This window comes from Pistricoccus aurantiacus (assembly GCF_007954585.1).
Classification (GTDB): domain Bacteria; phylum Pseudomonadota; class Gammaproteobacteria; order Pseudomonadales; family Halomonadaceae; genus Pistricoccus; species Pistricoccus aurantiacus.
Window position 1 is genome coordinate 3,410,791 of the sequence record NZ_CP042382.1, and the last position, 13,461, is coordinate 3,424,251.

A 13,461-nucleotide genomic window follows, 5' to 3' on the forward strand; every position below is an offset into this window, starting at 1 on the left:
TATGCTCGACTCTATTTGCCCGGTCTTGAAAACAGCTTGAAGAAAGCTTTATGACAGTTCTCGAGGACTTACCATGCCCAGGTTCAGGATTTATTTTTCTTCACGCGCCTTGCTTGCGTTGCTGCTGGCAATATCACTGCTGGCTCTTGACGCCAGCGCCCGAGACAAGCCCATGAAAGTGGTGACCACCTTTACCGTGCTGGCGGAAATGGCGCGAAACGTGGCCGGGGATCACGCGGAGGTGGTGTCGATCACCAAGCCCGGCGCGGAGATTCACGGCTATGAGCCGACCCCGCAGGATATCGTACGCGCCCACGGCGCGGATCTGATCCTCTGGAACGGGCTGAACCTGGAGCTCTGGTTCGAGCAGTTCCTCGCCAATCTTGGCGATATCCCCTCGGTGACCCTGACCGACGGCATCGATCCGATTTCCATCACCGAGGGTGCCTATGAAGGCCAGGCCAATCCCCACGCCTGGATGGGGCTCGATAACGCCATCGTCTATGTGGATAACATCGCTTCCGCGTTTGCAGCGCACGACCCGGACAACGCGGAGGCCTACAGAGCCAATGCGGAGACCTACAAGAATGAAATCCGCGCCACTATCGAGCCGCTGCGGGATCGAATCGCCGAGATTCCGGAGGACAAGCGCTGGCTGGTTACCTGCGAAGGCGCCTTCAGCTATCTCGCTCGCGACTTCAAGATGAAAGAACTCTATCTCTGGCCAATGAACGCGGATCAGACCGGCACGCCGCAACAAGTGCGCAGCGTGATCGACGGGGTGAGGGAGAACGACATCCCGGTGGTGTTCTGCGAGAGCACCGTCAACACGTCCCCGGCCAAGCAGGTCGCCCGGGAAACCGGCGCTGCCTACGGCGGCGTGCTCTATGTGGACAGCCTCAGCGAGGCAAGCGGTCCGGTGCCGACCTATCTCGATCTGCTGAAAGTCACGTCCCAGACCGTGGTGGACGGCCTGACGAAAAACATGCAATCCAAGTAACAGCGACCGTTCCTTGCAGCCTCCATGAACATGGTATCGTGGGGATTGTTACATTTTCGTCATCCGAAAGCTTGGGAATCAGTCGCCGCAACAGGAGTACGCGTTCTTGAATCCATCAACGTCCCCACAGACGCAGCTTCAAGCCGGAGACGCCGGTGGTGGTATTCTGGCTCGCAACGTGACGGTCACCTATCGCAATGGCCATACCGCCTTGCGCGACGCCAGCTTTGAGATCCCCCAGGGCACCATCACGGCCCTGGTGGGGGTCAACGGCGCAGGCAAGTCCACGCTGTTCAAGGCAATCATGGGATTCTTGCCCACCGCGAGAGGCGAAATCCGTCTGCTCGATCGAACGGTAAAAGACGCCCTGCGCGAAAACCTCGTCGCCTATGTGCCGCAATCCGAAGAGGTCGACTGGGCGTTTCCGGTGCTGGTCGAGGACGTGGTGATGATGGGCCGCTACGGTCACATGGGCTTCCTGCGCCGACCGCGCCAGGCAGATCGTGAGGCCGTCGATCAGGCGCTGGCGCGGGTCAACATGAGCGATTTTCGTCATCGGCAGATCGGCGAGCTCTCCGGCGGCCAGCGCAAGCGGGTATTCCTTGCCCGGGCCCTGGCGCAGGAAGGCTGGGTCATCCTGTTGGACGAACCCTTCACCGGCGTCGATGTAAAGACGGAAGATCAGATCGTGGCGCTGCTGCGGGAGCTCCGCGACGAAGGCCGGGTAATGCTGGTCTCGACCCACAACCTCGGCTCCGTATCGGAATTCTGCGATCGCACCGTGCTGGTCAAGGGCACGGTGCTGGCCTATGGCCCGACAGAGACCACCTTCACGCGGGAAAATCTCGAACTCGCCTTCGGCGGCGTGCTACGACACTTTACCCTCGGTGGCGCGGAATTGCATGACGACGACGACCCCCGCGAAATTCGCATCATCACCGACGACGAGCGTCCCTTCGTGCAATACAGCGACCGCCGCGATTCCCGGGGCATCGAGAAAGCGACGTCAGACCTCGCGACAAAAGACGCTTTGGCGGATGACACTGACAAGGTGGAGAAGCCGTGATAGATACGCTGCTCGAGCCGTTCGGCTATGTGTACATGACCAACGCCATGTGGGTGTCCGCGCTCGTGGGCGCGGTCTGCGCTTTTCTCTCCTCTTATCTCATGCTCAAGGGCTGGTCGCTGATCGGCGATGCGCTTTCACATTCCGTGGTGCCCGGGGTCGCCGGCGCCTATATCTTCGGTCTGCCCTTTGCCCTTGGGGCCTTTATCGCTGGCGGACTCGCCGCCGGAGCGATGCTGTTCCTGTCCGAGCGTTCCGGGCTCAAGATCGACGTGATCATCGGCATCATCTTCACCTCTTTCTTCGGCCTAGGCCTGTTCATGGTTTCCTTGAGCCCAATGTCCGTCAGCATCCAAACGATCATCATGGGCAATATTCTGGCGATTACCCCCGGGGATACCCTGCAGCTGGCGATCATCGGCTTCGTTTCCCTTGTGATTCTGCTGGCCAAGTGGAAAGATCTGATGGTGGTCTTCTTCGACGAGAATCACGCTCGCTCCATCGGCCTGCGCCCGGACGTGCTGCGCCTTATCTTCTTTGCCCTGCTGTCCGCGGACATCGTCGCGGCGATGATGACCGTGGGAGCCTTTCTGGTGATTGCGATGGTAGTGACCCCGGGAGCTACCGCCTATCTGCTGTGTGACCGCTTCCCCCGGCTGATCGCCCTTTCGGTGCTTATCGGCACCCTGACGAGCTTTTTCGGCGCCTATGCCAGCTACTTTCTCGACGGGGCCACCGGCGGCATTATCGTCATGCTGCAGACAATCATCTTTCTTCTCGCTTTTGTCTTCGCCCCGAAGCATGGACTGCTCGCCGCCCGGCGCAAGGCGGCCAAGGCGCTGGAGCCGCCGGTCACCGAATCGACTTCCACCCAAAGTGCCGAGCCATGACCCTTGATACCTTGCTGCTGCCTTTTCAGTTTCCGTTCATGCAGAACGCCTTCTGGATCGCGCTACTGGTGGCGCCGCCCACGGCGCTGCTGTCCTGCTTTCTGGTACTCAGAGGCTGGGCGCTGATGGGAGACGCGGTCAGCCATGCGACACTCCCGGGCATCGTGCTGGCCTGGATACTGGGATTACCGTTGATTGTCGGCGCCTTCGCCGCAGGCATGACCTGCGCCCTGGCCACTGGCTATCTAGCTCACAACAGTCGGGTCAAGCAGGACACGGTGATGGGAGTGGTGTTTTCCGGCATGTTCGGCCTCGGCATCGTCATGTACACCTCGATCCACACCAACGAGCACCTGGATCACGTGCTGTTCGGCAACATGCTGGGAGTGGGCAGTCAGGATCTCTGGACCTCCGGGCTGATCGCGCTTTTCGTCTCGGGACTCTTGATCGTGAAATGGAAGGACCTGCTGCTGCATGCCTTCGATCCGGCCCAGGCCCAGGCGGTAGGATTGAATACCAAACTCCTGCACTACGGCCTGCTGGCGAGCCTGTCGCTGACCATCGTCGCAACCCTGAGCTCCGTGGGCCTGATTCTCGCGGTGGCGCTGCTGGTCACCCCCGGAGCCATCGCCTTTCTGGTGGTGCGCAGCTTTGGCCCCATGCTGGGAGTGTCCGTAGCCGTCTGCGCCGTCGCGCTGCTGACCGGCACCTACGCGAGCTTCTTTATCGACAGCGCCCCGGCGCCAACCATCGTGCTGATTCTGACCGGTATTTTTATCCTGGCATTTCTTTACCGCCTGAGCGCTACCCGCAGGCGTTCGCGTCGCCTTGCCGCTGCGTCGCCATCCTGACGTCGCGGCCATCAACACTTGAAAAGCAACTGGCCCGCCGATGGCGGGCCAGATACAGATAAGCTATTCGCTGCTTTACGGTTTTATCGGCGCCCTTGGATAGGGATCTCGCGCCGGCGCGCCTTGGCTTGCTTGTCTCGGGGCACCTTGACGGTCAAGACTCCCTTGTCGAAGCTCGCCTCGATATCCTCGACCTTGGCGTCCACGGGCAGGTCCAGTACGCGCTGGAAGCTACCATACACTCGCTCGACCCGTTGATAACGATCTTCCTTGGAAGTGCTTTCCTGGCGTTTCTCGCCTTCGATCAACAGGCGGTGTTCATCGATGGAAAGCTTGACGTCCTTCTCGTCGACGCCTGGCACCTCGAGGCTGATCCTGTACTCATCCTCCCGCTCGCTGATATCCACGCTCGGCTTGAGCAAGCCTTCCATGCTGGCAAACGCTTCCGGCATCGCCGGCATGCCCCACTGGCGCATGGCATTGTCCATCCAGCGGTCCAGTTCCCTGTGCATCTGCCAGAAAGGAGATAGACCTTTTGGTGTTTCCGCCGACACAGGCGCCGGAGCAGTTGCTTCCTGGGATTGTCGGTTCTCGCTCTTGAACCAGTTCCAGGGAGAAAACTTCTGCAAGTTCATACGCCACCTCCATGATTGCAATGACGGATGGATCCTACTGGTCTTTCAATACGGTATACGTGGGTCCGTCCGGAAAAATTCTCAACCTCCTTCGAGTTATTTTATTGATCTAAATCAAAATATTACTGTTTTTTAAAGCTTATCGACTTAATCGCGGAAGTTGTCGAACTGCAGCGGCAAGTCCGGTCCCTGCTCGCCCTTGAGCAGCGCCATGACCTGTTGCAGATCGTCGCGCTTCTTGCCGGTGACCCGCACCTTTTCTCCTTGAATCTGTGCCTGCACCTTGAGCTTGGAATCCTTGATCTTCTTGACGATGGCCTTGCAGTCCGGCTGCTCCAACCCCTGCTTGAGCTTGACCTCCTGGCGGGCCTTGACCCCGGAGAGCACCGGCTCCTGCTCTTCCATGCAGCGGGCATCGATACCACGCGCGATCAGCTTGTTGCGAAGCACATCGAGCATCTGCTTGAGCTGAAAATCCACCTCGGCTTCCAGGGAGACGGTTTCACCGTTCAGGGTATAGCTGGCATCCACGCCGCGAAAATCGAAGCGGGTCTGTATCTCGCGGTTGGCCTGGTCCACCGCGTTGGCCGCTTCGTGCTTGTCGAACTCGGAGACGATATCGAAAGAAGGCATGGCTCGTTCCTTGATCATAGGTAAAGCGGCAATTCTAGCGCTCACTCGGGGGCTTTTCATCCATCAGCCCCAGGACCATGTACCAGGCATCGCAGCCGTCGGCGTAGTAATTCGTCAGCCGGCGCAGACATTGGAAGCCATTGCGTCGATACAGCCGAATGGCGGCCGGGTTATCGACGCGCACTTCCAGGGTCAAGCGATTCAGGCCTCGACCGATGGCAATATTGCGCAGCGCCTCGAGCAGTCGCACCGCCAGGCCCCGGCCCCTCGCCGCGGGGTGAAGGCAGAAGGAATACAGCCGCCCGCTTGCGCTACCGCGACGCAACAGCAATATGGCATAGCCCAATACGTGCTTCTCATCTTCCTCAATCAGCCAGGCAACCCCATGAGCCCGGGTCAGCAGATAGGCCAACTGACGGCGACCGAAGCCATCTTCCGTAAAACAGGCGCGCTCGAGTCCGCACAGGGCATCGAGGTCCTGCGGATTTGCCTGACGCAATTGAATAGGCATAGGAAACGCCGATGGCCGCGGGAAGATAAAAGTATTTCAGCAAGGTGCCATATTGCCAGCATTCGGGTGTCGAGGCATGCTAGCCGCGATTAGCCGGCCGCTTTACTTTAACGAGGATGTCTTATCCATGTGTTCGCTGCGTATCATCGTCGATCAACTTACCGACTGGCGCCCTTATCACCCCAGCGAGGATCTGATCGCCGCGGACGCCTACCTGGCGGAAGAACAGCAATCCCCCGAACAGGACGTCGCCACCCAGGTCATCAATCTGAGCGCGGATCTCGATTATCTTGAGCGCGGCTATTATGTGTCGCTGCTCGCCCAGGCCCGGGGACAGCGGGTCTTGCCTTCGGTGGAGACCCTCAACGAGCTGTCGCGCAAGGCGCTGATCGATCTGCGCCTGGAATCCCTTGAGCCGCTTCTCGACGAGCTGGCGCGTCGCGGCAGCTTGAGCGGCGATTCCTTCAGCCTGCGTGCCCTGTTCGGCGAATGCCTGGATCCGACCTTTGCCCGGCTGGCCCGTCGGCTGTTCGAACGCTTGCCCTGTCCGCTGCTGGAGGCACGCTTCATCCAGCGTCAGGGTGTGTGGCGGCTATTCCGGCTCAAGCCGCTCAAGCTCGCTGCGCTCGAGGGCGAGGAACAGGATCTGTTCGCCGGCGCGCTGAACCGCCATTCGCGCAAGGTCTGGCGCACCCCCAAGGCGCGTCGGCGCTACCGCTTCGACCTGGCGATCCTGATCGATCCGCAGGAGGTGCTGCCTCCCAGCAATAAAGGCGCGTTGAAAGAATTCATTCGCGCGGGACGCCAGCTGGGCATCGACGTATCGTTGATCACGCGCCGGGATGAAAGTCGGCTGGCGGAATTCGATGGTCTGTTCATTCGCGAGACCACGAGCCTCGATCACCACACCTATCGCATGGCGAGACGCGCGGAACATGAGGGCCTGGTGGTGATCGACGATCCCCGCTCGATCCTGCGCTGCACCAATAAGGTGTACCTGCACGCCCTGCTGCGTACCAAGGGAGTTGCCGCGCCGGGCGGGGTGCTGCTCAATCGTCACGATATGGGCCGACTCGAGGCCAAGAGCGCCGAGCTGCGCTTCCCCATGGTGCTGAAGGTGCCGGACGGCTCCTTTTCCCGAGGCATCGTCAAGATCGAATCCCTGGAGCAGCTGCGACAGGAGTCCGTTCGCCTGTTCGAATCCTCGGCGCTGCTGCTACTGCAGGAATGGCTGCCGACGGACTTCGACTGGCGTATCGGCGTGCTCGACGGCCAGGCGCTATTCGCCAGCCGCTACTACATGGCCCGGGGCCACTGGCAGATCTACGATCACTCGAAGGGCAAGACCCGAAGCGGCGGTTTCAGCACCCATGCCCCGAGTGAGGCGCCCAAGACCGTGGTTCGCGCGGCGCTGAAGGCGACCAGGCTGATCGGCGAGGGCTTGTATGGCGTCGATCTCAAGCAGGTGGGCGAGCGAGTCGTGGTCATCGAAATCAACGACAACCCCAATATCGACGCCGGTGTGGAAGACACGGTGCTTGGCCGGGAGCTGTATCGCCGCGTCATGAGGGTCTTTCTCGAGCGGATGGAGGCTCGACGGCTCAGCCGGACCTGAACGAAGCCCAAGCCCGGGGAATTGCGTGCCAGCCCAGGAATTCAGCTTGGCTTAGGGATCGAGTTCGGGATAATGGCGGAAGATGCCGTTTTCATTGAAGGGCAGCCGCCGTGAGGAAGCGAGATAGGCGGCGATATTGGGCCGCTCGGCGACACGATCCGCCAGCGCCATGACCTGGGGCAGCTCCGGCGCGATCCGCTGCATGGCATTGGGGAAGGCGTACTCAAGCCCACGCACCACATGAAATAGCGACAGGTCCACGTAGGACAGCCCATCGCCCACCAGATAGTCGCTGCCGTGAGGATTGCGCATGAGCACCTGCTCGAAATAGCGCAGGAACCTGGTCAGACGCTCGCCGGTGAATATCGCTGCTCGGCGGTGAGCCTCCGCGCGCTGCTCGCGATAATGAAGAGAGCTACCGATGGGATGATGAACGTCGTGAATCTCGGCGACGAAATCCGTCAGGGTCAGCTGCAGACCATGGGTCCAGAGCCGCGTCGCGTCGTCCTGCGCGACAAGACCGAGCCGCGGTCCTAGAAACTGCAAGATATTGGCCACATGAGAAACGACCTGGTCGCCGGCTTTCAGAAAAGGCGGCGCAAAAGGGAGATAAAGCACATCATCGTCTTCCAGCCAGGCATTGATGGCCGGCACGCCTAATCCTTCCTTGGAGGAACCGTTACCTACGTCAACGTAGTCGGCGCCGGCCTCTTCCAGGGCCAGACGCACGAATTCACCGCGTCCGGGGATTGTCGGCCAGTAATAAAGCTCGTAACGCATACTCTGCCTCCTTGCTCGAAAACGAGTGCTTAATCGGCGCCCAGCATCTTCAAATACTGCTCCACGACCAGGGCGTTATTATGCTTTTCGTCCTTGGTGGCATATACCAGCGTGACGGTGCCCTGTTTCGCCCGCTCGGCGAGATCCCGCAGTGGTTCCCGGTGTTCCTTGAGCTCCGCCAGATAGCGCCTGCGAAATTCCGCCCAGCGCTCCGGATCGTGATCGAACCACTGACGCAGCTCCTTGGAGGGAGCGATGTCCTTGAGCCAGTCATCCAGTTTGGCGTCTTCCTTGGCGATGCCCCGCGGCCACATGCCGTCCACCAGCACTCGGTAGCCATCATTCTTCTGGGGGTCGTCGTAAGCGCGCTTGAGCTGGATCGTCATGACGGCGTCTCCTTTTCCGCAATGAAGTTACCTATCGCTAATAGCGTATCGTTTATAGCGTAGTCGCGGTATCACATAACGCTAACTTCATAGCCGGTGAACTTTCGCAGGTTGATCACACCGCTGTCGAGCATCAGATATTGCCCTTTCATGCCCAGCAGCGTACCTGCCACTTCCGGCTGCTTGTCAAAATTGTGAGACGCGATTTTCCTGGGGAATTCGAGCACCGGATAGCGGAACCGCCTGGGGCGCTGATCGAGCCGCTGGAAGGCATCGGCCCCGAAACGCTCGCGAAGCGGCACAAAGCCGCTTTCAAGTTGAGCAAACAGCCGATCCCGCTGGGCCGAAAGATCCAACGGTTCGACCTCGCCCTTGAGCATGGCGCGCCAGTTGGTGCGATCCGCGACGCGCTCCTTGAACAGCATCTCGACGAAGCCGGACTGCTGGCGCGTATCCACCTCCAGGATCGGCAGCGCCTGGATCGCGCCTTGATCCAGCCAGCGAGTGGGAATCTGGGTACCCCGGGTAATTCCCACCTTGAGCCCCGAGGAATTGGCCAGATAGACCACGTGGGGTCGAAAGCAGTGACGCTCGCCCCAGGCGGGCTCACGGCAGGTACCGGCGAAGTAATGACAGGTTTCCGGTTTGACGATGCAGGTATCGCACTGGGCAAGAGACTTGAAACAAGGATAACAGTAGCCTTGGGCGAAACTCTTGCGAGTGCGCCTGCCGCAGTGGATGCAGAAGATATTGCCGTGCCAGACGAGCCGCAGGGGCTCTCCCAGGCGCGCATTGAGATCCAGCCGCTGCTCGCCGACGCGCAAGGTGTAATGCGCGGGCTCGGCGTCGCTATCCGGGTCGGCGACTCCCGGCTCGACGGCCATCTTGGACAGACAGCCACGCAAGGGAATTCTTTCGAGAGGATCAGTCACCGCCAACATTCCGTCCCAAGGCAGCCGCACCCTCGTTTGCCGGTGCGGCCTGGGCGCTGACACCGCAGCTGCGCCGGGAGAGATAGCCCACCCGCTGCTCTTCCGGGACGCCGTTCTCGATTTCGTACTTGATCACCGCCTCCAGGCACAGCTCCGTCTGCTCCGCGGTCAGAAAACGACCATCCGGCCATTTGCGCAGCGCCACCGCCTGCTTGAGGCTCTCGTAGATGGCCGGCGTCATCTGCTGGATCATTCTATCGAAGGTCATGTCTTGCATTGACGAATTCTCCCGTTTTGGATCAATAAGCGCTCCAGATCAGCGCGAGCGGCGAGCGCGGCTCGCATGATACCAGCCCACCACCAGCCCCACGAGCAGGCCACCCAGGTGCGCTTCGTTGGCAACGTTGCCAAATCCCACCGATTCCGCCATGTCGGTCATGGTGAACACCATCCAGCCCAGCATGAACACCACCAGCATCTGGGGTACGAAGAAGCCGCTTTGCGGCGCCCGGTAGGCCATCAGCCAGACATAGCCCAGCAAGGCGAAATCCACCCCGGACATGCCGCCGAACAGTACCGTTCCGGTAGCGTATTGCGCCAGGTTGCCTCCCAGACCGCTGGTCACCGCCAGGAACAGCATGGTGCGGCTACCTTTGAGGGTTTCGATCTGGCGACCGAAATACCACAGCCACAGCATGTTGAAGATCAGATGCATCCAGCCGAAATGCAAAAGCGCCGGGGTGAACAGGCGCCATACCTGTCCCGAGGCCAGGGTATCTCCCAGGGTGCCCAGACTAAGGCTGCCACCCACTACCGCCACTGGCACAATGGTCATGGTGACCACCAGCAGGTCGCCGAACACCGCCATCAGGGCGAAGACCAGCAGGGATAGCACGATCAGCCAGGCAGTCACCGGCGCCAGCGTAAACGGCACCGCAAGGGACGAGCCGGCCAGACGGCGCTTTACTGTCGCTTTGTGCGGCACCAGGTCGTCGTCACCCCGCCGCCAGCGTTCCAGCAGACGCAAGGATTCCTCGAGCTGATCGGGATCCACCAGCCAAAGCGAGTAGCCCTGTTCATCCTCGGTGAAGCGATGACCGATACGGTGCGCCCAGAGCGCTTGTCGGAGCGCACGAGTATCGGTATCTCGAGGCAGCTCGACCACCTTGTACATAACCAGTTCCTTGCAGGAATTCCATGAATATTATTGACGACGATGGACGGTTATCGATAGCCATCCTTCACTAGCCATGAATAGCGGACAAAAAAAACCGGCGGAGGGGGCCGCCGGGCAAAGCAAGGGATCATTCAAGGGAACACCTACTCAGATAAGCCCAGCACTGGAAAGTTCATCGTCGTTCATTAAAAATAATGTAAAATTTTGTATATAATCAGCACTTTAACGTAACTCCATCAGTCGAATTCGATTTCCCAGGGCAAGGGACGCGCCTGAGGCATTTCCGGTACGCTCACCCATCGAAAATGATTGGCGTCGAGTTCCCGCTCGCCGCTCCAGCGATAGGCGACCAGACGACCGAACTTGACCGCGCTATAGTCGACGCAGGCGATGTTGAGGGTCGGCAAGGCAGGTATGCCCTCGCACCAGTAATGGCCGATAAACAAGGGAGGCTCCTCCGGCCCATAGTAGCTCAGACTCGCAATCTCCTCCGGCGTGAGTTCACGCAGCTCCAGATCGTCGGGCAGGTTATCCGGTTGGAAGACCACATCCCCATAGATACGCGGATCCCGCGCCCAGAAATGGGTACGGAAGCTGCGCCGTGTGAAGCCGTCCCCGGAGTGAATCTCGATGTCGTCCGGCAGCCGCAGCTGCCCTCCTCGAGTCAGGCGGTCCATGATGGCATAATCCCGGGTGCCGTATTGGGCGGAAACCTGAAGAAAGGCTTCGTCCATACGTCCGTCCGGATAGCGCTGGCGAAATTCGTCGATCATTGCCTGATCCCAGCAGGCATGCACTACCCGTATCCCGTCACGCTCGAGAAACAGCGGCATCGTCATGAACCAGTCCAAGGTGTCTTCCCACTCCGCCGGGTGATCCGCGTACTGCTCCAGGGTTTCCTTTATGACGCGGTTATGCCGGGGCGTATGGTCCCGCAGCCAGCCTTGACCCTTGCGGGGATCGCGTCGGCAATAGGCCAGGGCATTGTATTCGTGATTGCCCATGACGATAAAGGCTTCCCCCGCTTCCACCATGCTTCGCGCGATACGCACCGCCAGGCGGATACGCGGGCCGCGATCGATCAGGTCCCCGACGAAGATCACCTTGCGCCGCGGGTGACGATAGACGCCGTCGCGCTGATGATAGCCGAGTTTTTCCAACAGCACCGCCAAGGTAGCGCCGCAGCCGTGTACATCGCCGATCACATCATAGCCTTCGAGGCTGTCGCTCAGGGTCATGTCAGTCGCTGGCTCCCAGGCGGTTGCTCCAGCCCAGCTTACTGCGGCAGATTTCGTAGTAGTTGTGCTGGCAAGGGTGCATCAGCTTCAAGGCGTAGGGTTTCTTGCGCACGAACAGGATGTCGTCCGGTTTTGCCACCACCTTGGTCTGGCCATCGCAGCTGACGTGGGGATAGGTTTCATTGGTTTCGCCGATGTGCAGACGAATTTCCGAATCCGCGTGAATGACGATCGGTCGGCTTGACAGGGTATGCGGAAACATCGGCACCAAGGTGATGGCGTCCAGCCGAGGATCGACGATCGGCCCGCCGCCGGATAGCGCATAGGCGGTGGAACCCGTGGGCGTGGCGATGATCAGCCCGTCGCTGCGCTGGGTATAGACGAACTGACCGTCGATGAACAGTTCGAACTCGATCATGCGTACCGCCTTGCCCGGGTGCATGACCACATCGTTCAGCGCATCTCCGGTGCCCACCAGCTCATCGCCCCGATAGACCTCCGCGTCCAGCAGAAATCGCTCCTCGATGCTGTAGCGCCCGTCGAGCACTTCGCCGACCCGCTCCTCTATCTCGTCCGGCAGGATATCCGTTAGGAAGCCCAGGCGCCCTCGATTGACCCCGAGCACCGGGGTGCCGCTCTTGCACAGCGCCCTGGCAGCGCCCAGCATGCTGCCATCGCCGCCGACCACAATCACCAGATCGCAGAAATCTCCCAGCACGCGACGATTGGCTTCTTGCTGACCGTGATCCAGCAAAAGCGCGGCGGTACGCTCTTCGATGATGACGTGATAGCCATTACCGTCGAGAAAACGTACCAGTCGCCTCAGGGTCTCCACCACCTTGGCACTACCCAGACGACCGATCAGGCCGATGTTCTTGAAGGTTGTCATGAGGGCTCCCGCGGGCATCGAGCCGGACATTATGCGGCTCAGCCCCCGGGGCGGCAAACCGCGCTCAGTGGCTTTTCACCCGGCTGACCGTTTCAGGTCAGCCTTGACGAAGTAATCTAGCGGCGAGCAATGATCCAGATGGCATGCACGATGCCGGGAATATAGCCGAGAAGTGTCAGCAGGATATTGATCCAGAACTGTAGGCCAATACCCACCTGCAGAAAAACACCCAAGGGAGGAAGCAGAATGGCGAGAATGATACGAATAATATCCATAAGAGGCGATCTCCTTGTTCCGTTGCCAATGCATGACTGCCTCGCAAGCTTACTCATCCTTGGCGAACAAGTCACAGAGAAATCGATCACGCTGCTCTCACGTCGCAGCACCAAGATTCGCGATCTCAGCTTGATTTCTTCGCCTCATGCCCGTGGGCTTGGGGGTTGATCTTCTGCTGGACGTTTTCCGCACCTTCGGCGAGATCGTCGTGATAGCGCTCCCAGTCTTCCCAGTCGAAGGGCGTACCGCTTCTCGGGCGATGACGCCCCGCCTCAATGGCGCGCGCCCAGGCCAGTTCCTCCAGGGTGTGGGGTTTATCCGCCTCCGGCTTGTCTAGAGCGATGCCTTTTTTGGCAAGATAGTCGCGAGCGTCCATTTCAATCCTCGAAGATGTCGTTAGGTGATGGCGGTGATGATTCTCGTGGACAAGTCAGTCGAATAACGTCTGTCTCAGCCACACCGCTTCTAGTAGGTGCCAAAACTTACTCAAGAAACGCTATGCTATTAGAGTCATGAGCCCTTGCGAGGTTCCAGACAGTGGATGCAACCCTTCGACTGTCATCCTGCTATTAGCCAAGAAGG

General features: G+C 59.7%; 17 protein-coding genes. 5 read left to right on the forward strand and 12 right to left on the reverse strand.

Annotated elements, in window-relative coordinates; genetic code table 11:
* The first annotated feature begins 73 nt into the window (after positions 1 to 73).
* The 4 genes from FGL86_RS16120 to FGL86_RS16135 all read left to right on the forward strand — a co-directional run bounded on the left by FGL86_RS16120 (position 74) and on the right by FGL86_RS16135 (position 3,807).
* Positions 74 to 1,000 (forward strand): metal ABC transporter substrate-binding protein, encoded by a 927-nt coding sequence (locus tag FGL86_RS16120; RefSeq protein ID WP_147185715.1) that lies wholly within the window; start codon positions 74 to 76, stop codon positions 998 to 1,000.
* Between the two features lie 106 nt (positions 1,001 to 1,106).
* On the forward strand, positions 1,107 to 2,066 hold the full coding sequence (locus tag FGL86_RS16125; RefSeq protein ID WP_147185716.1) for a manganese/iron ABC transporter ATP-binding protein: 960 nt from the start codon (positions 1,107 to 1,109) through the stop codon (positions 2,064 to 2,066).
* Positions 2,063 to 2,956 carry a metal ABC transporter permease gene (locus FGL86_RS16130; protein WP_147185717.1) on the forward strand — a complete coding sequence of 298 codons (894 nt, stop codon included), beginning with the start codon at positions 2,063 to 2,065 and terminating at the stop codon, positions 2,954 to 2,956. The genes FGL86_RS16125 and FGL86_RS16130 overlap by 4 nt, the downstream gene beginning before the upstream one ends.
* A complete protein-coding gene (locus FGL86_RS16135; RefSeq protein ID WP_147185718.1) occupies positions 2,953 to 3,807 on the forward strand; it encodes a metal ABC transporter permease in 855 nt (284 codons plus the stop codon). The genes FGL86_RS16130 and FGL86_RS16135 overlap by 4 nt, the downstream gene beginning before the upstream one ends.
* 83 nt (positions 3,808 to 3,890) lie before the next feature.
* Here FGL86_RS16135 and FGL86_RS16140 read toward each other — a convergent pair whose 3' ends face one another.
* From FGL86_RS16140 to FGL86_RS16150, 3 genes are all read right to left on the reverse strand, one after another.
* Complete coding sequence (locus tag FGL86_RS16140) at positions 3,891 to 4,442, reverse strand: Hsp20/alpha crystallin family protein (protein ID WP_147185719.1); 552 nt, start codon at positions 4,440 to 4,442, stop codon at positions 3,891 to 3,893.
* A gap of 147 nt (positions 4,443 to 4,589) precedes the next feature.
* Complete coding sequence (locus FGL86_RS16145; protein WP_147185720.1) at positions 4,590 to 5,075, reverse strand: YajQ family cyclic di-GMP-binding protein; 486 nt, start codon at positions 5,073 to 5,075, stop codon at positions 4,590 to 4,592.
* A gap of 34 nt (positions 5,076 to 5,109) precedes the next feature.
* Entirely contained in the window at positions 5,110 to 5,586 is a 477-nt protein-coding gene (locus tag FGL86_RS16150; RefSeq protein WP_147185721.1) for a GNAT family N-acetyltransferase, read from the reverse strand.
* A 127-nt stretch (positions 5,587 to 5,713) separates the two neighbouring features.
* On the opposite strand from FGL86_RS16150, the gene FGL86_RS16155 reads away from it, so the two are divergent.
* On the forward strand, positions 5,714 to 7,201 hold the full coding sequence (locus tag FGL86_RS16155; protein ID WP_147185722.1) for a RimK family protein: 1,488 nt from the start codon (positions 5,714 to 5,716) through the stop codon (positions 7,199 to 7,201).
* Positions 7,202 to 7,252: 51 nt separating this feature from the next.
* Here FGL86_RS16155 and FGL86_RS16160 read toward each other — a convergent pair whose 3' ends face one another.
* From FGL86_RS16160 to FGL86_RS16200, 9 genes are all read right to left on the reverse strand, one after another.
* On the reverse strand, positions 7,253 to 7,981 hold the full coding sequence (locus FGL86_RS16160; RefSeq protein ID WP_147185723.1) for a glutathione S-transferase: 729 nt from the start codon (positions 7,979 to 7,981) through the stop codon (positions 7,253 to 7,255).
* Positions 7,982 to 8,010: 29 nt separating this feature from the next.
* Positions 8,011 to 8,367 carry a DUF488 domain-containing protein gene (locus FGL86_RS16165; protein ID WP_147185724.1) on the reverse strand — a complete coding sequence of 119 codons (357 nt, stop codon included), beginning with the start codon at positions 8,365 to 8,367 and terminating at the stop codon, positions 8,011 to 8,013.
* 71 nt (positions 8,368 to 8,438) lie between these two features.
* On the reverse strand, positions 8,439 to 9,308 hold the full coding sequence (locus FGL86_RS16170; protein ID WP_425468293.1) for a DUF2797 domain-containing protein: 870 nt from the start codon (positions 9,306 to 9,308) through the stop codon (positions 8,439 to 8,441).
* Positions 9,292 to 9,576 (reverse strand): YeaC family protein, encoded by a 285-nt coding sequence (locus tag FGL86_RS16175; RefSeq protein ID WP_147185725.1) that lies wholly within the window; start codon positions 9,574 to 9,576, stop codon positions 9,292 to 9,294. Before FGL86_RS16175 ends, FGL86_RS16170 begins: the two co-directional genes overlap by 17 nt.
* Positions 9,577 to 9,615: 39 nt before the next feature.
* Positions 9,616 to 10,473, reverse strand: coding sequence for a rhomboid family intramembrane serine protease (locus FGL86_RS16180; RefSeq protein WP_147185726.1), 858 nt, complete (start codon positions 10,471 to 10,473; stop codon positions 9,616 to 9,618).
* Positions 10,474 to 10,712: 239 nt separating this feature from the next.
* Positions 10,713 to 11,714 (reverse strand): metallophosphoesterase, encoded by a 1,002-nt coding sequence (locus tag FGL86_RS16185; protein WP_147185727.1) that lies wholly within the window; start codon positions 11,712 to 11,714, stop codon positions 10,713 to 10,715.
* A gap of 1 nt (position 11,715) precedes the next feature.
* Positions 11,716 to 12,603: an NAD(+) kinase gene (locus tag FGL86_RS16190; protein WP_147185728.1), complete on the reverse strand. Its 888-nt coding sequence runs from the start codon at positions 12,601 to 12,603 to the stop codon at positions 11,716 to 11,718.
* A 116-nt stretch (positions 12,604 to 12,719) separates the two neighbouring features.
* Positions 12,720 to 12,878: a YqaE/Pmp3 family membrane protein gene (locus FGL86_RS16195; protein ID WP_147185729.1), complete on the reverse strand. Its 159-nt coding sequence runs from the start codon at positions 12,876 to 12,878 to the stop codon at positions 12,720 to 12,722.
* 125 nt (positions 12,879 to 13,003) lie between these two features.
* Complete coding sequence (locus FGL86_RS16200) at positions 13,004 to 13,255, reverse strand: hypothetical protein (RefSeq protein WP_147185730.1); 252 nt, start codon at positions 13,253 to 13,255, stop codon at positions 13,004 to 13,006.
* Positions 13,256 to 13,461 lie beyond the last annotated feature (206 nt).

Bases quoted from the DNA above. Each gene is read 5' to 3' on its own strand.
- FGL86_RS16165 (WP_147185724.1), bottom strand. From the start codon at position 8,367: ATGACGATCCAGCTCAAGCGCGCTTACGACGACCCCCAGAAGAATGAT.
- FGL86_RS16185 (WP_147185727.1), bottom strand. From the start codon at position 11,714: ATGACCCTGAGCGACAGCCTCGAAGGCTATGATGTGATCGGCGATGTA.
- FGL86_RS16180 (WP_147185726.1), bottom strand. From the start codon at position 10,473: ATGTACAAGGTGGTCGAGCTGCCTCGAGATACCGATACTCGTGCGCTC.
- FGL86_RS16175 (WP_147185725.1), bottom strand. From the start codon at position 9,576: ATGCAAGACATGACCTTCGATAGAATGATCCAGCAGATGACGCCGGCC.
- FGL86_RS16155 (WP_147185722.1), top strand. From the start codon at position 5,714: ATGTGTTCGCTGCGTATCATCGTCGATCAACTTACCGACTGGCGCCCT.
- FGL86_RS16160 (WP_147185723.1), bottom strand. From the start codon at position 7,981: ATGCGTTACGAGCTTTATTACTGGCCGACAATCCCCGGACGCGGTGAA.
- FGL86_RS16195 (WP_147185729.1), bottom strand. From the start codon at position 12,878: ATGGATATTATTCGTATCATTCTCGCCATTCTGCTTCCTCCCTTGGGT.
- FGL86_RS16170 (WP_425468293.1), bottom strand. From the start codon at position 9,308: ATGTTGGCGGTGACTGATCCTCTCGAAAGAATTCCCTTGCGTGGCTGT.
- FGL86_RS16145 (WP_147185720.1), bottom strand. From the start codon at position 5,075: ATGCCTTCTTTCGATATCGTCTCCGAGTTCGACAAGCACGAAGCGGCC.
- FGL86_RS16135 (WP_147185718.1), top strand. From the start codon at position 2,953: ATGACCCTTGATACCTTGCTGCTGCCTTTTCAGTTTCCGTTCATGCAG.
- FGL86_RS16140 (WP_147185719.1), bottom strand. From the start codon at position 4,442: ATGAACTTGCAGAAGTTTTCTCCCTGGAACTGGTTCAAGAGCGAGAAC.
- FGL86_RS16190 (WP_147185728.1), bottom strand. From the start codon at position 12,603: ATGACAACCTTCAAGAACATCGGCCTGATCGGTCGTCTGGGTAGTGCC.
- FGL86_RS16120 (WP_147185715.1), top strand. From the start codon at position 74: ATGCCCAGGTTCAGGATTTATTTTTCTTCACGCGCCTTGCTTGCGTTG.
- FGL86_RS16200 (WP_147185730.1), bottom strand. From the start codon at position 13,255: ATGGACGCTCGCGACTATCTTGCCAAAAAAGGCATCGCTCTAGACAAG.
- FGL86_RS16150 (WP_147185721.1), bottom strand. From the start codon at position 5,586: ATGCCTATTCAATTGCGTCAGGCAAATCCGCAGGACCTCGATGCCCTG.